Annotated in this window: 18 protein-coding genes and 1 tRNA gene; 16 read left to right on the forward strand and 3 right to left on the reverse strand. The window is 35.3% G+C overall.

What is annotated here, in order from left to right; all coding sequences use genetic code 11:
* Positions 1–111 precede the first annotated feature (111 nt).
* From ubiH to ASM33_RS08260, 4 genes are all read left to right on the forward strand, one after another.
* On the forward strand, positions 112–1269 hold the full coding sequence (gene ubiH, locus ASM33_RS00205; RefSeq protein WP_110409560.1) for a 2-octaprenyl-6-methoxyphenyl hydroxylase: 1158 nt from the start codon (positions 112–114) through the stop codon (positions 1267–1269).
* Positions 1270–1414: 145 nt separating this feature from the next.
* A complete protein-coding gene (locus ASM33_RS00210) occupies positions 1415–2833 on the forward strand; it encodes a UDP-N-acetylglucosamine 1-carboxyvinyltransferase (protein ID WP_110409559.1) in 1419 nt (472 codons plus the stop codon).
* 9 nt (positions 2834–2842) lie between these two features.
* Entirely contained in the window at positions 2843–3706 is an 864-nt protein-coding gene (thyX, locus tag ASM33_RS00215; protein ID WP_110409558.1) for an FAD-dependent thymidylate synthase, read from the forward strand.
* Positions 3707–3823: 117 nt separating this feature from the next.
* On the forward strand, positions 3824–4036 hold the full coding sequence (locus ASM33_RS08260; protein WP_157956337.1) for a hypothetical protein: 213 nt from the start codon (positions 3824–3826) through the stop codon (positions 4034–4036).
* A gap of 10 nt (positions 4037–4046) precedes the next feature.
* On the opposite strand, the gene ASM33_RS00220 is transcribed toward ASM33_RS08260, so the two are convergent.
* Positions 4047–4514 (reverse strand): hypothetical protein, encoded by a 468-nt coding sequence (locus ASM33_RS00220; protein WP_110409557.1) that lies wholly within the window; start codon positions 4512–4514, stop codon positions 4047–4049.
* 242 nt (positions 4515–4756) lie between these two features.
* Entirely contained in the window at positions 4757–5233 is a 477-nt protein-coding gene (locus ASM33_RS00225; protein WP_110409556.1) for a hypothetical protein, read from the reverse strand.
* Between the two features lie 205 nt (positions 5234–5438).
* Between ASM33_RS00225 and ASM33_RS00230 the strand changes: the two genes are divergently transcribed.
* Entirely contained in the window at positions 5439–6788 is a 1350-nt protein-coding gene (locus ASM33_RS00230; protein ID WP_110409555.1) for an alanine:cation symporter family protein, read from the forward strand.
* On the opposite strand, the gene ASM33_RS00235 is transcribed toward ASM33_RS00230, so the two are convergent.
* Positions 6759–9560: an ankyrin repeat domain-containing protein gene (locus tag ASM33_RS00235; protein ID WP_110409554.1), complete on the reverse strand. Its 2802-nt coding sequence runs from the start codon at positions 9558–9560 to the stop codon at positions 6759–6761. The two genes, ASM33_RS00230 and ASM33_RS00235, sit on opposite strands and share 30 nt — an antisense overlap.
* Positions 9561–9793: 233 nt before the next feature.
* Between ASM33_RS00235 and rpsL the strand changes: the two genes are divergently transcribed.
* The 11 genes from rpsL to rplL all read left to right on the forward strand — a co-directional run bounded on the left by rpsL (position 9794) and on the right by rplL (position 17122).
* A complete protein-coding gene (rpsL, locus tag ASM33_RS00240; RefSeq protein ID WP_110409553.1) occupies positions 9794–10168 on the forward strand; it encodes a 30S ribosomal protein S12 in 375 nt (124 codons plus the stop codon).
* A 6-nt stretch (positions 10169–10174) separates the two neighbouring features.
* Positions 10175–10654, forward strand: a complete 480-nt coding sequence (gene rpsG, locus ASM33_RS00245) for a 30S ribosomal protein S7 (RefSeq protein WP_110409552.1) — start codon at positions 10175–10177, stop codon at positions 10652–10654.
* Positions 10655–10675: 21 nt separating this feature from the next.
* Complete coding sequence (fusA, locus tag ASM33_RS00250) at positions 10676–12751, forward strand: elongation factor G (protein WP_110409551.1); 2076 nt, start codon at positions 10676–10678, stop codon at positions 12749–12751.
* 11 nt (positions 12752–12762) lie between these two features.
* A complete protein-coding gene (tuf, locus tag ASM33_RS00255; protein ID WP_110409550.1) occupies positions 12763–13935 on the forward strand; it encodes an elongation factor Tu in 1173 nt (390 codons plus the stop codon).
* A gap of 5 nt (positions 13936–13940) precedes the next feature.
* Positions 13941–14013 (forward strand) — tRNA-Trp (locus ASM33_RS00260).
* A 19-nt stretch (positions 14014–14032) separates the two neighbouring features.
* Complete coding sequence (secE, locus tag ASM33_RS00265) at positions 14033–14233, forward strand: preprotein translocase subunit SecE (protein ID WP_237342919.1); 201 nt, start codon at positions 14033–14035, stop codon at positions 14231–14233.
* Positions 14223–15059 (forward strand): transcription termination/antitermination protein NusG, encoded by an 837-nt coding sequence (nusG, locus tag ASM33_RS00270; RefSeq protein WP_110409548.1) that lies wholly within the window; start codon positions 14223–14225, stop codon positions 15057–15059. Before secE ends, nusG begins: the two co-directional genes overlap by 11 nt.
* A gap of 2 nt (positions 15060–15061) precedes the next feature.
* Positions 15062–15502 (forward strand): uL11 family ribosomal protein, encoded by a 441-nt coding sequence (locus ASM33_RS00275; RefSeq protein WP_110409547.1) that lies wholly within the window; start codon positions 15062–15064, stop codon positions 15500–15502.
* A 4-nt stretch (positions 15503–15506) separates the two neighbouring features.
* Entirely contained in the window at positions 15507–16169 is a 663-nt protein-coding gene (gene rplA / locus ASM33_RS00280) for a 50S ribosomal protein L1 (RefSeq protein WP_110409546.1), read from the forward strand.
* Between the two features lie 12 nt (positions 16170–16181).
* Entirely contained in the window at positions 16182–16700 is a 519-nt protein-coding gene (gene rplJ, locus ASM33_RS00285) for a 50S ribosomal protein L10 (RefSeq protein ID WP_110409545.1), read from the forward strand.
* Between the two features lie 26 nt (positions 16701–16726).
* Positions 16727–17122, forward strand: a complete 396-nt coding sequence (gene rplL, locus ASM33_RS00290) for a 50S ribosomal protein L7/L12 (protein ID WP_110409544.1) — start codon at positions 16727–16729, stop codon at positions 17120–17122.
* Positions 17123–17152: the final 30 nt, after the last annotated feature.

Genomic DNA, 17152 nt, shown 5'->3' on the forward strand with positions numbered 1-17152 from the left:
TTTTACTACCTAAATTAGAATAGTAGATATATATAGCAAAAAAATTGTTTTTCAATTGAAATCATTTACATCTATATTCAGTATTATCTATTTAGTAGATTGGCAGATAAGATGAATTACGATGTAATAATTTCAGGTGGCGGATTACTTGGTCTGATTACCGCCATTGGCCTCAGTAATAACTCAATATCAGTTGCTGTGATTGAAAAAAACATCTTACCGCGCGCAGTTAATGACAATCGAGCATTTGCTATCTCTCAAGGTTCAAAAAAAATATTGGAAAATTTAGGGATTTGGCAATTTGTTAAAGATGAAGCTGAACCTATATTTGATATATGCATACTGGATGGAAATAGCCCAATTACTGTGCATTATGACCATAAGATGGTTAGCGAAGAACCAATGGGTTATGTGGTGAATAATGCTGCTATATGGAATGCAATCAATAGTAATTTTTTGAATAAACTAAATGTGTATTCTGAGCATTCCTATAAAACGGTTGCTTGTGATTCAGGGTATGTGGAAGTTGTGCTTGATAACGATCAGAAGTTAATATCATCGCTATTTATCTGCGTTGAAGGTAAAAACTCTAAGCTACCAGAGTTATTTTCCATATCAATGACAAAATTTAATTATAAACAAAGCAGTATAGTATGTAATGTAGCACACGAACTTCATCACCAAAATCTTGCAGTGGAGCGTTTTTTCCCTGGTGGTCCATTTGCAATTTTACCAATGAAAGGTGGCTATACTTCTTCTATAGTTTGGACGGAAAAATCTGAAATTTCAAAAATGCTCATGAATTTATCTGAAGAGGAATTTGTTACAGAGCTTAAAAAAAGATTTGGTTCTTATTTAGGGGAAATTAAATTAGAGGGTGAAAGAAAATCCTATCCCTTAAGTTTTGCTTTTGCAAAGCATTTATATAGGAGTAGAGTTTTACTGATTGGTGATGCAGCGCATTCAATTCATCCTGTTGCAGGTCAAGGGCTGAATCTTGGAATGAGAGATGTAGAAAGTGTTATAAGACACATAACTGCTGCAAAAGCTGCTGGTGTTGATATTGGTAGCAATTATTTATTAAAGCGAATATCACGTGATAGATATTTGGATAATTTCACAATGGCGCTTGCAACTGATGGTTTAAATAGAATATTTTCCAATAGGATATTCTGTGCTAAAGCACTCAGAAATTTTGGTTTGGCCGCAGTTGAAAATTCAGATTTTCTTAAAAAACGCTTCATTCGGCACGCTATGGGGCTTATGTAATAGTCAATACTTTCATGCTAATGTAGCCTACTATCTAATAAATATTCAGCTACACAGATTTTTGTATCCTTCCAAGGTATACAGCCGCAGAGTATGATGGTATGATATACACACTATACTTATTTAATAAGACTAGCTTAGTTAAATGCACGAGATATTCATAAGAAATAACTACAAACCATTGGTCGGAAAAATCAAGATTAATGGTTCAAAAAATGCAGTTTTGCCTATAATGGCAGCAAGTTTGCTATGTAGTTCACCGATTACTTTGTTTAATGTTCCTGACTTGGTTGACGTGCAGATAATGATTAACCTACTACAAAACCTTGGAGCAGAAGTGAAATTTACTCACAATAAAGATTATAAAGCAAATCATACTTTGGAAATTGACTGCAGCAATATCAGAAGTTACTCAGCACAACATGAAATTGCAAATCAATTACGAGCATCTTTTTTAATGCTAGGTCCAATGCTTAGCAAATTTGGTGAAGCAAAGATAACACTTCCTGGAGGATGCAACATCGGAAAGCGTCCTGTTGACATGCACGTCAAGGCATTAGAAGAAATGGGAGCTAAGATTGCAATAGACGGCAATAATATAGTCGCAACAGCAAAAGGAAAATTGCAAGGAAGAGAAATAACATTTGAGAAAATCAGTGTTGGAGCAACGGAAAATATAATCATGGCAGCGACTCTTGCTGAAGGAGCAACAACGATAAATAATGCTGCAATTGAGCCGGAAGTGCTTGATCTTATAGACTTTCTAAAAAAAGTGGGAGCAGATATAAATGTTTATGACGATAGCATCACAATAAAAGGAGTGGGAAAATTAAACGGATGCACCCACAAAATAATACCAGACCGTATAGAAGCAGGCACGTATGCACTCGCTGCCATAATAACTGGTGGTGAATTGAAATTAGAAGGAATAAGTATATTAGATATAAAATGCATTTTAAATGAATTGGAGGCTATTGGTGCTAATATCCAGCCTATTGCAGAATCTTCTGCCATCCAAGTAGCTGACACTGAGATCCAAGAAAAAGAAAACATCTGGATTCCAGTGTCACGCACTGGAATGACATCAAACCAAGCTACTGATCTTTTGTTAGAGCCGCAAAAATTCATTGAATCGCATAATGACTGTATTGTCATCTCTAGAAAAAATGGCCATATTAACTCTATTAATGTTGCAACAAACCCTTATCCAAATTTTCCCAGTGATATGCAGCCTCAGCTTATGTCTGTAATGTGTATTGCTGACGGGACTTCAACAATTGAGGAAAATATCTTTGAAAATAGATTCACCCATATAAATGAGTTGAGAAAATTGGGCGCTAATATTAGTATAGAAAAAAATAAAGCTACTGTAATTGGAGTAAAAAGCTTGTTTGGGGCTAGTTTATGCGCCACTGACTTAAGATCAACAGCAGCTTTGATTCTTGCTTCTTTGGTAGCAGGAGAAAAGACTGTAATAAGCAATGCTAATCACTTATTGAGGGGATATGAGGCAATGCACGAAAAGCTCAATTCATGTGGAGCTGATATTTCTGTTTTTATGTGAGGTCACTTTATGGATGAAGAATTTTATACAACTAAACGCGCTACAGTAAAAGAGATAGATGAAATTCTATATGAAGAACACAAAATACTGGATCATGGATTTATTCGAGTAATAGATTATATGGGCTCTGATAGCGCTATAGTTCAGGCTGCTCGTGTTTCATATGGCAAGGGAACGAAGCAGGTTAGTCAAGACGAAGCGCTCATCAAATATTTAATGAGGCACCATCACACCACACCATTTGAAATGTGTGAAATTAAGTTTCACGTGAAACTTCCTATTTTTATTGCAAGACAATGGATAAGGCATAGAACTGCAAATGTAAATGAATATTCAGCGAGGTATTCAATACTTGATAATGAATTTTATATACCAAAACCAGAGCAGGTTGCAAAACAATCTGATAATAATAAACAAGGTAGCGGTGAAGTTTTTGATTCGAATACTTCAAGTGAAATAATAGATTCTATCACAACTGACTCTAATTTAGTATATTCTCATTATGAAAAACTTATTGAGCAAGGGCTTGCAAGAGAAATAGCTCGTACAAATCTAACACTCAATTACTATACACAATTTTATTGGAAAATAGATCTGCATAATCTTCTTCATTTTTTGAGGCTCAGAGCTGATGAGCATGCCCAATATGAAATCAGAGTCTATGCTAAAATTATGCTGGATATAGTAAAAAAATGGGTTCCATTGGCTTACAGCGCCTTTGTTGAATACAATTTAGACTCTGCCTGTATTTCAAAAAAAGGGCTAGAAGTAGTTCGAAAGTTAATTAAAGGAGAGAAAATCACCAGAGAGGAAAGTGGAATTAGCAAAAGAGAATGGGATGAGCTGATGCTTGTACTTGATAAACAATTTTAAGAATAAAGGGAAGCCATACTTCCCCTTTATCATATTATCATCCTTTGTCTCCACAGTTTACAGTGATCCTTAATAGAAAGGGCACAACTGTAAGAACATCCCCTGAAGCGATAGGATGTGTGTCAAGTATCAACTACCGGGTGTCATCTCAGTCTCCTCCTTTTGTCATTCCAGTATCTTCCTTTTGTCATCCCAGTGCTACGACACTGGGATCCAGGTATAAAAATCCTTACAAATGAACAACAGATTGTGGAAGCATATGTTAAAATAATGTCTATAACGAAAAGGCTAGATTCCAGCGTCACGCGCTGGAATGACACCAAGGGTTAATGTTTTTAGTTTACTTTCTCGCTAAATTAGACGTTTGTACAGTTGTGATAGAAAGGGTGGATATTTTCTTATTTACCGTATTAACTTCTTCTTTTTTGCCATCTTTTTCTTTTGTTTTTACAGGCTTAAGCTTAATTCCTTGATTTATTTGCTGTACAATAGAATTCACAGTTTCATTGTTACGCTGTTTCCAAGTGGGTTTAGGAGGTTTTATAGCATTTTCTCCTGCTTTAACCTCTTTTGCTTTCACTTCCACCCCTTCAACAACAGGCCAAGAAGCTCTACCGCCTTTAGGTAGTGATATAGGTAGAGGAGGTGGTGGCGGTGGCACATTGCCTTTCGATTGTGTAGCTAGAATACCATATAAAGCGTTCTTTTGTTCATTGGTTATATTCTTTACTACACCACCCGAGACAGCGAATATTTTATTGAGAACGCTGATTAGTTCTTTGTCAGTCTCTAATGTAAAATCTGTCATTTTTTACCTCCATAATTAGTATATACCAGCCAAAACTAGTGCGAATGATATATATTTCTTGCCTCTAATAGATTAATATTAGCACTAATTTTATTAAAAATTATGGTATGCCAACTCAACTTTCCGAATGCTTGAAATACAAAATTAAGATCTGTATAAGCGAAAAATTCAATACTTCTGCATAAAAAGAAGTGCCATAATCCGGAAAATTTTCCACGTTGATCCATCCAGAATTAGTGGTACTACTTTTTGACTGGAGAAATATTGACAGCTTCAACTCTTACTTCGCTTAATGAACTTTGTTGCTCTTTTTCTGGATGAAAAGGGAGAATTGTTTCTTCAACCAAGTGCTCAATATATTGTGCTACCATCATGGTTATAGCACCTACCACTGCACATGTTAAAGCTCCCTGCCATCCTGATAATATAGCATTAGGAAAAAGAGAATTTGCAATTTGATTAAGAATAACAGCCGTACCAAAGGCAAGAATTGTCACTCCCATTCCAGATAAAACAAACCAATCTTGTTCTGAATTAGTGGTGTTTTCTGTAATGTGAGACATAATCAACATTGTCATCAAAGTGCCAATAGTCCCGCCAGTAATTGCACTGGCAACTGTGCATGGGCTTGTAAAATTTATCAAGTACCATGAAAAAGTTCCTACTACAATACCAATCCCTAATGATAATACCAGTTTTTTCACTCTAACTTTATCCATACTATACTACCTCGTTTATTAAATTTGTAATGCTAGTATAATTTACCATAAGCTGTCAATAATATTTTCCAATACATCTGAACTCCACTTGAAAGAGTGATCAATCTTACATAGCTTTTATGGTATAAATTTTCGTAAAAATAAGCTTAGGTATTTCTAGACTTTACCTGTATACTGAGTGAAAATCCTAGTTTTTAGTACGTAGATGGATATAGTAAAGTTTGTTTTACTACTGCCGACAGTATTACTGATGTTAATCACTGGTATTTACCTTTCTGTTAAGCTAAAGTGGCTGCAGATATTTAGATTACCATACGCACTTTCGCTTATTGGAGCCAAAAGAGGAGAAAATAAGTTTTCTTCCATAGCTGCTCTATTTACAATTTTAGGTGGAAATTTAGGGGTAGGAAACATTTCAGGCACAGCTATTGCTCTCAAAACAGGAGGGCCTGGGTTCATTTTGTGGATGATGATAATTATTGTTATCACTTCTGTAATAAAATATGTCACCTGTTACCTGAGTATAAAAAATAGAAAGGAAAAAAATAAAAGGTTCATAGGTGGCCCTATAACTTACATGGCTGATGCATTTAATTCTAGAAAAGCTACAATTGCGTTTCTAATTATTATGATGATAGCTTCAATCACTGTTGGTAGTCTCGTACAGGTAAACTCACTTTCAATACCACTTGATATGATAGGTGTGCCTGTAATTGTTGGCGGAATTACAATGGCTGCAATTTTTTTTATTATTACAGTTCTGAGTTTAAAAAAAATTAAAATTGTCATATCAGCTATGATTCCAATAATGACAATAAGTTACCTTGCACTTTGCGGTGCCGTATTATTTAAATTCAGTGAAAATATCTTGCCTTCTCTAGAGTTGATAATTAGTAATTTCCTCACAACCAGTAGTTTTAAGTCAGGTTTATCTTTGGGATTAATTCTGGAAGTATTAGTTATAGTTCAAGTAGGAACTTTGCGAGGCATTTTTGCAACGGATATAGGTCTTGGTCTTGAAGGAATTGTGCATTCTTCAATAATTCCGAAGAAAAATAATAATAAATTTATTATTGAGCAGAGTTTAATCACCATAATATCACCATTTATAGTTGCGCTTATAGCATTCGTCACAACAATGGTGCTACTTGTGACAGATTCCTGGACCACTGATTTAGAAAGCACTAATATGTGCATATTTGCTTTTAAAAAGGCAATAAGCTCTCCTTATATTGGTTACTTAATTATGGCCATAATGTTTTGCTTTGCATTTACCACTATTTTCACTTGGTTTTTTTGCTCAAAGCAGACAATACGCTATTTGTCCATGAATGATAAATACACCAAGATCTGGATTGTAATTTTTACCATGATTATCCCGCTTGGCTCCATAGGTAAGATTCAATTACTCTGGGATGTTGCTGACATTTCAATAGCAGCGTTATTGTTTATCAACATACTTGCTATATTGAAACTAACTTCTAAAAATGAAGAAGTGTTCGCTATGAGCAACAGATATTTAAAATTAACCGGCACATCTAAAACCAGCAACTAGAGAAACATTTTCACGTGTAGTAGTATTGAGCTGTTCAATACTACTACTAGGTAAATTACTGTTGATATTGGGTTCAATGCGAACATTGTTTTTTACATATGTACGTATAGACTTTAACAATTCCTCAGCGGCTGGTTTGTCATTAGGCTCTGGATCTAAGCAGTAATCTACTAATTTACGTATAGACTGTTTATCTCTATTCGTAATTTGGCCTTGAAATTCTGCGAGTGTATTTACCACCCCTCCTAAATATGTAACAAACTGTCTTGTTTCTTCAGAAGTAAGTTTTCCTATAAAATAGTCCAATTCATTTGAAATTTTTGCTTGTTCTATTTCTTCTTCACCATAGCAATTTAATAAGTCATTTATAGCTACTGCTATATTATCAATGCTACCTGCAAGCTCTGTACCTAAGATTCTAGGTAATGATTCTTGTGCTGAAGCTGTATAAACTTCATCGATCACATCCTTAAGACAAACTAAAGTATAGATCATGAATTTTCTTTCTTCTTCTGACTCTGACAAACTCTTAAAAATGTCAGTAAGAGTTGGTACAATAACATTTTGCATAAGTTCTTGATTTCTTATTAAATTTGGTACCGTATTTCTCAATATGTCGCACCAATGCTTGTCTTCAGGCCATCTTCTTTCTCTGATTGCAGTTAAAACTGTGCTTGCAAGAGTTGGGTCAGTTATTGCGTGAAAAATGGCATTAAATATTTCCCATGACAGATGATAGGACAGTGACAATAAATGCAAATTGGAAACAGGAAGGTTTGAATATACATTTAAAGCGTCTTTAATCGCTGAAGAAATGCGTTTAAAGATATTAGAATCTCTAGTGTTATTAAATGATTGGAAACTACCAAAGCTCTGTTGTATGTTTTGAAATCTTGATTCAATAAACTCCTGCTTATGTCCTATCCTTTCTGATATGCTTTCAGCACTCTTTCGCATCTCTAAATATAACGCACCTGCTTCTGCTAGCCTTTCTGGTATGGAACCCAACTCACTAAATAAATTAATTGCTACCTCTTCAAGATTAGCACTTGCTGTCGAACTGTTAATAGCTGCTCTATTTTTACGCCTTTCAGATTTGATCTTTTTATATAATATCAATAAAGAGATTGACACAACCACAGCTACTAAAGAAGTTGTGGCTACAACTGCTAGCGCTAAAGGTGACATCTTCACTAAAGTGAATGTAGCGGCTATTCCCATGCCAAGTGAGAACGCTACTGCGCATCCAAATGCTGCTCTAAAGTATAACTTATTATTTTTCTTTTTTCCATCATTGCCTAAATTAGCATTTGCCCTGTTTTTTCTAAGGAATCTAACACCTTCCATATTGCCATTCTGAAAAGCTTTTGAAAGTAAAGATGAGCCATTACTTAAAGGCTGGTTTACATTCGCTCCTAAGTTTATGCATGACTCAGCACTGTCAAATAATTTATTATCAATAAAATATTCTAGCAACGTTTCGCCAGAAGATGATCTAGCATTTTTTACTAACTGTGTGTTTTTATTCCTATTGCCTTTTTCTATGTATATCTTGAATAAGCGAGCAATTTCGTTTGGAGCAATTCTTGCTTGAAAAGCATATTCAAAAGGCGTTAAGCTATTATTATTTTTAGCATAAATATCTGCACCTCTTCCTGCAAGTTCTTCAAAAAGTGCGCTCATCATATGAACTTCTGTGGAGTTGATTGAAAGCTTGTCAAAATTTGCAGAAGCATGATGCAATGCATTATTTCCACTATTGTCGAGCGTAGTAATATCAATGCCTTGCTCTATGAAATATTCTGCATAGCCTAACTTATTCTGAATAATTGCGCTCAGCAATAATGTTTTCCCATCACTATCCTTAAAATTAATTCCTTCATGAGCTCCTCTTCTTATCAACAATACAGCATCTTCAATATTACCTTCTTCAGCTGCAACACTTAGGAGAGTTCTGTTATTTTTAGTAGCATTTATATTGGCTCCGTTTTCAAGCAGCCAATCTATGGCTTTTATTCTATTATACTCATCTTTAATCTCTAACGCTTTTGCAAGCGCATCAAAACAGTAATCATTATCAGTCACAAGTTTGCTCAAATCTAATTCTTCTATATTAAGATTACGAAAATGCAAAAACTTTCCACTATGCTTTCCGCCATAATTTTGAAGCAGAGTATACATCTCACTATTCTGCTTTGCATAATCTAAAGCAGTAAAGCCATTTTTATCTTCAATATCTAGTTCGATTTGATGAACAAATATACATTTAGGAAAGAACTTTGCTAAAGGGAGTTTATTTATTTCTTTTTTGTCAGTTTCTAAAAGCAGTTTGACCACCTTAATATTTCTATTTTGAACTGACCTATGTAATATAGTGCAACCATTCAGATCAATAGTATCTATCTTACTTCCGTTATTTATCAGTAACTCTACAATTTTTGATGAACATCTTCTTTCTATAGCAACATCTAAAATAGTCTGACCATTTTTTGTTGCATTAACATCTAAGCCATCACTAATTAGCTGTTTTATTCTCTTCTCTCTTTCAGCAGCATTTCTAATTGCAAGCATATCTTCAAAGTGTTCAAAATCAGACTTCGCATCCTCAAACTCACATTCTATATCACTATTATCATTAATTATAAGTGAGTCGTCACTTTGCTGCTGTGTTGTTCCGAAAGAAATAGGAGTAGAAGTTCTCTTTATCTCTTCTTGAGGCTCAATTGCCCTATGACTAACCCTAAAGGGAGCGCTTTTTATATTTGGTGGCATAATAACCTCACATGCTACATATTAGTTCTATCATATGCTAATTCTTGCTATATGTCAATAGTGGCTTGTAATGCCAGATTAGAACTGCGTTTGAAGGTGCGAGCGCTGATGTTTTTAGTGAGGCACCTAAGGTAAAATATTAGAATAGTAATTTTTATTTTTATATTGACTATTGAGGTTTATTATTTTATAACTATAGACTTAGTCAATTTAATAAGCTTGAAGTTATAAATATGCCTACAATAAATCAATTAATACGCAAGGGTAGATTGAGATTAACCCATAAGAAAAAAGTACCAGCTTTGGGAAAAACTAACCCACAAAGAAGGGGTGTTTGTACTAAAGTATATACCACAACTCCTAAGAAGCCTAACTCGGCACTTCGTAAGGTAGCAAGGGTGAGGATTTCTGGATATGGTGAGGTAACTGCATATATACCTGGTGAGGGTCATAATTTACAGGAACACTCAGTTGTTCTGATACGTGGTGGAAGGGTAAAAGACTTACCTGGTGTGCGCTATCATCTAGTGAGAGGCGCTCTTGATCTTCGCGGTGTACAAAATCGAAAAAAATCTCGTTCAAAATATGGTGTAAAGAAATCTGGTTAAAAATTTATGGCTCGTCGGAATAAAGCAAAAAAAAGAGAAATCAGTCCTGATTCGCGTTATGGCAGTGTTTTGCTGATGCGTTTTATTAATACAATTATGAAGTGTGGTAAAAAATCTACCGCAGAAAAGATCATTTATGACGCTTTATCTTTAGCTGAGAAAAAAGTGGATGATGGTGCATTAGCAATTTTTGAAACTGCCGTGGAAAATGTTACGCCTTCTATAGAAGTGCGCTCTCGGCGTATTGGTGGTGCAACTTATCAGGTGCCTGTAGAAGTTCGAAAGGATAGAGCTGTTTCTTTGGCGCTGAGATGGATTGCTAAAGCAGCTTCTGCTGCTCGTAAAAAGAGCGGAAAAACTTCTGCTTATTGTTTGCAATCTGAGATATTGGATGCATACAACAAACGTGGTGGAGCGTTCAAGATGTGCGAAGAAAAGTATAAAATGGCTGAAGCTAATAAAGCATTTTCTCACCTTCGTTTTTAGCGTTGGTTAATTAATTGTAATATGGAAATTGGGATATCTAAGTATAGAAATATAGGAATAATGGCTCATATAGATGCTGGTAAGACTACCACAACAGAGCGTGTTTTATTTTATACTGGTAAAGAAAATAGAATTGGGGAAGTGCACGATGGTGCAGCATCTATGGATTGGATGGAGCAAGAGAAAGAACGCGGAATTACGATAACCTCTGCTGCAACAACATGTTTTTGGAATGATCATAGAATTAATATAATAGATACTCCTGGTCACGTTGATTTTACTATTGAAGTTGAAAGATCTTTAAGAGTCTTAGATGGTGCAGTTGCTGTATTTGATGGCGTTGCTGGTGTTGAACCTCAATCTGAGACTGTTTGGCGTCAAGCTGATAAATATAGTGTTCCTCGTATTTGTTTTGTTAATAAAATGGATAGAATAGGGGCAAATTTTTATCGCTGTGTTGATATGATAAAAAGCAAGCTTGGTGCAGTGCCTTTAGTCATTCAATTGCCGATAGGAAGTGAGAAAGATTTTAAAGGTGTTATTGATCTTATTGATATGAGATCAATCATATGGGAAGAAGAGACACTTGGTGCTAAGTTTTCTTATGGTGATATTCCTTCTGATTTGCTGGGTAAAGCTCAAGAATTTAGGAAGGCTTTGTTGGAAGCAGCAGCTGAGATGGACGATGAAGTGATGAATATTTACTTTGAAACCAATGATATTCCAGTGGATTTATTAAAAAAATGTGTAAGAATTGGGGCTATAAAAGGTAATTTTGTTCCTGTGTTATGCGGATCAGCTTTTAAAAACAAAGGTGTTCAGCCTCTTCTTGATGCTGTGGTTGATTTTTTACCTTCTCCTATTGATGTTGATGTGATTATCGGGAGTGATCCTAAAGACCCAGAAAAGAAAATCGAGATTAAACCTTCAGAAAAAGAAAAGTTTGTAGCTCTTGCATTTAAAGTGATGACAGATAAATTCGTTGGAACTTTAACATTTATTCGTATTTATTCTGGCAAGTTAAAATCTAAATCTACTGTTTCAAATGCATTAAAGAATGAAACTGAAGGGATTGGTAGAATGTTACTTATGCATGCAAATAACCGTGAAGATATAACTGAAGCTAGGGCTGGAGATATAGTTGCTTTGGTTGGGCTAAAGAAAACCACTACGGGGGATACTTTATGTTCTGTTGATTCTCCTATATTACTGGAGCGTATGGAATTTCCTGAGCCCGTTATTGAAATCGCTGTGGAACCTAAAACTACTTCAGATCAGGAAAAATTAGGTGTTGCTCTAAATAGGCTAGTTGCAGAAGATCCTTCTTTGAGAATGTCAGTAAATGCGGAAAGCGGACAGACTATATTGAAAGGTATGGGTGAGCTACATCTTGAGATTATTGTTGATAGAATGAAGCGCGAGTTTAACGTTGAGGCTAACGTCGGTGCTCCTCAGGTTGCATATCGTGAAACTATTACTAAATCTGTTGAAATTGATTACACTCATAAAAAACAATCAGGTGGTGCTGGTCAGTTTGCTAAGGTTAAAATAAAATTTGAACCTCTTGAGCCTGGTTCTGGGTTCCAATTTGAAAGTAAAATTGTAGGGGGCTCTATTCCAAAAGAGTATATTCCTGGAGTAGAAAATGGCTTGGAGTTGATAAAAGAAGGTGGTATAATTTCTGGCTTCCCATTGATTGATTTTAAGGCTACTCTTCTTGATGGTGCTTTTCACGAGGTTGATTCTAGTCCTTTAGCTTTTGAGCTTGCTGCTAAAGGTGCTTTTAAGGAAATGGCAAATAAAGCTGGTCCTAAAATGCTAGAACCTATAATGAAAGTTGAAATCATTACTCCTGAAGAATATATGGGTGATGTGATGGGTGATATAAATAGTAGAAGAGGGAATGTTGCTGACATGCTAGATTTAGGTAATAATAGCAAAATAATTACTGCTTCGGTACCTCTTGCAAATATGTTTGGGTATATCAACGTTTTACGTTCTATGTCTCAGGGAAGAGCGCAGTATAGTATGCATTTTTCTTGTTATGAGCAAGTACCACAATATGTGGTTGATGAGTTAAAGCTAAAGTATAATTAAGGGTAATAATTATGACAACAGTAGTAGAAGCATTTGGAAAGCCGCATGTAAATGTGGGAACGATAGGGCATGTGGATCATGGAAAGACGACGTTAACGGCTGCAATAACAAAACATTATGGAAATTTTGTGGCGTATGATCAGATAGATAAAGCTCCAGAAGAGAGAAAAAGGGGAATAACAATAGCAACTGCGCATGTTGAGTATCAGAGTGAGACTCGCCATTATGCACATGTTGACTGCCCGGGACATGCTGATTATGTAAAAAATATGATTGTAGGTGCGGCGCAGATGGATGCAGCGATATTGGTGGTGTCAGGGGTTGATGGGCCGATGCCGCAAACCAGAGAGCATATATTGCTCGCGAAGCAAGTTGGAGTTGGGTGTATCGTGGTCTATATAAACAAAGCCGATGTTGCTGACCCTGATATGATAGATTTAGTGGAAATGGAAATCAGGGAATTGTTGACTAAATACGGCTATCCTGGAGATGATGTGCCTGTTGTGGTTGGTTCAGCACTCAAAGCGCTGGAGGATGAGGATAGCGAATATGGCAAAAAATCAATAGCTAAATTGATGGAAAAATTGGATGAATATGTGCCAATTCCACCAAGACCTGTAGAAAAGCCATTTATATTGCCGATTGAGGATGTATTTTCAATATCAGGGCGCGGAACTGTGGTAACAGGAAGGATAGAGTGTGGAGAAATAAAGACTGGTGATGAAATAGAGATAATAGGTTTGAAAGATACGCAAAAGACGATATGTACGGGCGTGGAAATGTTCAAGAAGTTGCTGGATAAAGGCAGTGCGGGACTCAATGTTGGAATATTACTGAGGGGAACAAAAAGAGAAGAAGTAGAGCGAGGGCAAGTATTAGCAAAGCCGGGGTCGATAAAGCCTCACAAGAAGTTTAAGGCAGAGGTTTATATACTGAAGAAAGAGGAAGGAGGTAGGCATACGCCATTTTTTGCAAATTACCAGCCGCAATTTTATTTAAGAACGACCGATGTAACGGGAAGTATAAAGTTGCTAGATGGAAAAGAAATGGTAATGCCAGGTGACAATGTAAGTATAGAAGTGGAGTTGCAAGTGCCAATAGCAATGGATAAGGGCTTGCGTTTTGCGATAAGAGAAGGCGGTAGAACTGTTGGTTCTGGCGTTGTTTCTGAGATTTTAGAGTAAGTTATAGGAGTGTAGCTCAATTGGTAGAGCGCTGGTCTCCAAAACCAGAGGTTGTAGGTTCAATTCCTATCGCTCCTGCATTAATATTGTGGTAGAAATGTTAAAAAATTTGTGTGATTTTTTTTGTGATATAAGGCAAGAAGTCCGAAGAATTGCCTGGGTAAAAAAGCAGGAGGTGTTGTCATCTCTATTTGTTGTAATAATTGTAATATTATGTTTTTCTATTTTCTTTTGTTTGGTGGATTTTATATCTCTTTGCACAATTAAGACTTTATTTGGTATTGTTTATGACGCATGAATATAGATGGTATATCATTAAAGTTGATTATGGATATGAGCGAGATATACGCGAATTGGTGAGTAATGCTGCTTATTTTAAGGAAGTGTTTATTCCTTATCAGACTGTGTGTAATGCAAAATCTGATATAAAGGAGATATGCGAAGTGTATGTTTGTATGCACCTCTGTGATGAAAGTAAAAGCATTTTAAGTCAAATGCCTGGTTTTTGTAGTAGCGAATCTGGTAATTTTGAAGTAATTTCAAATGATGACATAAGTTTAAAATGCAAGGAGTTTAATAGGTATAAATGGTATATTTTGAGAGTTGCTTCTAATTATGAAGAGAAAGTGCGTCAGCATGTACTGGAAAATTCTATGAGACTCGGTGTTAATGATTATTTCAAGGAAGTTTTTATTCCATACGAAGAGCTAAATGAAACGGAGCTCAGATCTAAAAAAGTTGCTACACGAAGGAAATGTTTTCCTGGTTATGTTTTTTTATATGTGAATTTGTGTGATGAAGTGTTAAACTTTATTAATAATATACCAAAATCTCTTAAGGTTTATGGATTTTTAAAAAATGGTAATATACCAAAAGTGATTTCAGATAATGAGATTAACTCAATGTGTAGTGCACTTTACACTGCTCAAGAAACGAAAAAATTGAGTTATGGTTATGAAAAAGGTGAGAAAGTCAAAATAAACGACGGCCTTTTTCAAAATTTTACTGGTAAAGTGGATATCATAAATGAGGAGAAGAAAACTATTAATGTAGAAGTATCAATTTTAGGTAAGCCTACAATAATAGAGCTTGATCTAACTCAAGTAGAAAAAATAGAGGATTGATTATGAGTGTTGTAGTTGCTAAAATTAACTTGCTGATGGAAGCTGGAAAAGCAGTACCTGGGCCGAAAATTGCTTCGGTGCTTGGACCACGTGGTATACCTGTTCCTAAATTTTGTGAAGCTTTTAATAAGGTTACTAGCCTTGCTAATGACAATTATAAAATAGGTGACCTGGTCACTGTGCGGATCTTTATAAAGGATGATAGGTCTTATGATTTCATCATCAGTGGCCCATCTGTAGCTTACTTGCTCAAACAGGCGATTAACTTAGCTAAGGGTTCTAGCAATCCAGGTAAAGAGATGGTAGCCAAATTGCCGATGTCTGCTATAATTAAGATAGCAAAGTCTAAAATGGTTGATATGAAAGTGGATAATGAAGATTCAGCAGTGAAAATGGTTATAGGTACTGCTAAATCTATGGGTATAGAAGTTGTAGAAGGTTAAATACATGAACACATATAACAATGAAATTTATAATCCTAAACAATGTTTGGAAAAAATTATTGAGTCTGCTTCAGCAAAGTTTGATGAATCAATTGATGTTGCCATCAATTTAGGCGTAGATTCGCGTAAATCTGAGGAGCAGGTGCGTGGTACAGTAGTTTTACCTAAAGGTGTCGGAAAGGATATTAAAGTAGCTGTTTTTGCTCAAGATAAACATTTATCAGAAGCTGAAAAAGCTGGTGCTGACATTGTAGGAGGAGAGGATTTAGTTGAAGAGATAAAAAAAGGTAAGAAGCTTGATGTTGATTGGTGCATCACTACTCCTGATTTTATGTCAAAAATCACTCCTATTGCAAAGATATTGGGTGCTAAAGGGCTTATGCCTAATCCTAAATTTGGCACTGTCACACCTAATGTTGCAGAGGCTATTAAAACTATTAAGTCTGGTCAAATAAAATTTAGGACAGATAAAAATGGTATTATTCATGGTAAATTAGGAAATATCAAATTTAGCATTGATGATTTACTGGAAAATTTGAAAGCCTTTCTTAAAGTGATTAAAGATAGTAGGCCTATTTCTGCAAAGGGGGTTTATTTTAAGAGTGTTTTTTTAAATTCAACTATGGGTAAAGCTTATAAACTAAGCAAAGTAGAAGATATAATTTAGTGGAGTAATGCCGTGAAGCGTGAAAATAAGGATGAGTTTATACAGAATATAATGAATCTATTTGTAGATAATGATTTTTTAATATTGGTAAATTTTAAATCTATAAATGCAAGTGATTCATTAACTCTTAGGAATAGCTTAAAATCTATAGCTGGTGGAGTATTAGTAGTTAAAAACACTTTAGCTCGCTTGGCTTTGGAAAGAACTGGTAGATTTTCTTATTTATCAGATAGGTTTTCTGGTCCTGTTGCTATTATATACTCTAGTGGTATAGTAGAAGCTGCAAAGTTAATAGTTGATTTTGCTAATATTAACAAGGAAAAGATGTCTGTGATTTGCGCAGCGCATTCAAATCAATTGCTAACAGCAGATGATGTTGATAAGTTGGCTAAGTTGCCTTCTCTGGATGAGCTTCGTATTAAAATTATGCGTTTAATATCTTATAATATTCCTGCTCGATTGGCGTTGTCCATCAATTCGCCTTCTATGAGGCTTATGAGAGCGTTGGATTATTATAGTTCTAAAAAGTAAATTTGTTGTTAAATAAGGTGATAATTATGAGTAATGTAACAAATGATTTAGTTGATAAAATATTATCTTTAAATCTATTAGAGGCTTCTGAACTTGTGAAAGTGTTAGAAGAAAAAATAGGGTTGCCTGCTGGTTCTTTCATTGGTGGTGCTGGTGCACCTGCTGCTGGTAATGCTGCAGCTGCTCCTGCTGCTCAAGAAAAGACTGAATATAAAGTCGTAATTAAAGAAATTGATGCTGCTAAGAAAATAGGGGTTATTAAAATTGTTAGAGAGTGTAATTCTACGTTAGGCTTAAAAGAAGCAAAAGAATTAGTTGAATCTTTGCCTAAAGATTTGGTTATTAATATTCCTAAAGATGAAGCAGAAAAAATGAAGCAAAAACTTATTGAAGCAGGAGCAACCAAAGTAGACCTTGAATAGCACATTTATATTTAATGTATTAGTTTTATA

The sequence above is a fragment of the Wolbachia endosymbiont of Folsomia candida genome (assembly GCF_001931755.2).
Classification (GTDB): Bacteria; Pseudomonadota; Alphaproteobacteria; order Rickettsiales; family Anaplasmataceae; genus Wolbachia.

Excerpts from the sequence above, each read along its gene's own strand:
- tuf (WP_110409550.1), top strand. The coding sequence starts at position 12,763 with ATGACAACAGTAGTAGAAGCATTTGGAAAGCCGCATGTAAATGTGGGA.
- fusA (WP_110409551.1), top strand. The coding sequence starts at position 10,676 with ATGGAAATTGGGATATCTAAGTATAGAAATATAGGAATAATGGCTCAT.
- ASM33_RS00210 (WP_110409559.1), top strand. The coding sequence starts at position 1,415 with ATGCACGAGATATTCATAAGAAATAACTACAAACCATTGGTCGGAAAA.
- ASM33_RS00275 (WP_110409547.1), top strand. The coding sequence starts at position 15,062 with ATGAGTGTTGTAGTTGCTAAAATTAACTTGCTGATGGAAGCTGGAAAA.
- rpsL (WP_110409553.1), top strand. The coding sequence starts at position 9,794 with ATGCCTACAATAAATCAATTAATACGCAAGGGTAGATTGAGATTAACC.
- rplL (WP_110409544.1), top strand. The coding sequence starts at position 16,727 with ATGAGTAATGTAACAAATGATTTAGTTGATAAAATATTATCTTTAAAT.
- rpsG (WP_110409552.1), top strand. The coding sequence starts at position 10,175 with ATGGCTCGTCGGAATAAAGCAAAAAAAAGAGAAATCAGTCCTGATTCG.
- ASM33_RS00225 (WP_110409556.1), bottom strand. The coding sequence starts at position 5,233 with ATGGATAAAGTTAGAGTGAAAAAACTGGTATTATCATTAGGGATTGGT.
- ubiH (WP_110409560.1), top strand. The coding sequence starts at position 112 with ATGAATTACGATGTAATAATTTCAGGTGGCGGATTACTTGGTCTGATT.
- ASM33_RS00230 (WP_110409555.1), top strand. The coding sequence starts at position 5,439 with ATGGATATAGTAAAGTTTGTTTTACTACTGCCGACAGTATTACTGATG.
- rplA (WP_110409546.1), top strand. The coding sequence starts at position 15,507 with ATGAACACATATAACAATGAAATTTATAATCCTAAACAATGTTTGGAA.
- thyX (WP_110409558.1), top strand. The coding sequence starts at position 2,843 with ATGGATGAAGAATTTTATACAACTAAACGCGCTACAGTAAAAGAGATA.
- secE (WP_237342919.1), top strand. The coding sequence starts at position 14,033 with ATGTTAAAAAATTTGTGTGATTTTTTTTGTGATATAAGGCAAGAAGTC.
- ASM33_RS00220 (WP_110409557.1), bottom strand. The coding sequence starts at position 4,514 with ATGACAGATTTTACATTAGAGACTGACAAAGAACTAATCAGCGTTCTC.
- nusG (WP_110409548.1), top strand. The coding sequence starts at position 14,223 with ATGACGCATGAATATAGATGGTATATCATTAAAGTTGATTATGGATAT.
- ASM33_RS00235 (WP_110409554.1), bottom strand. The coding sequence starts at position 9,560 with ATGCCACCAAATATAAAAAGCGCTCCCTTTAGGGTTAGTCATAGGGCA.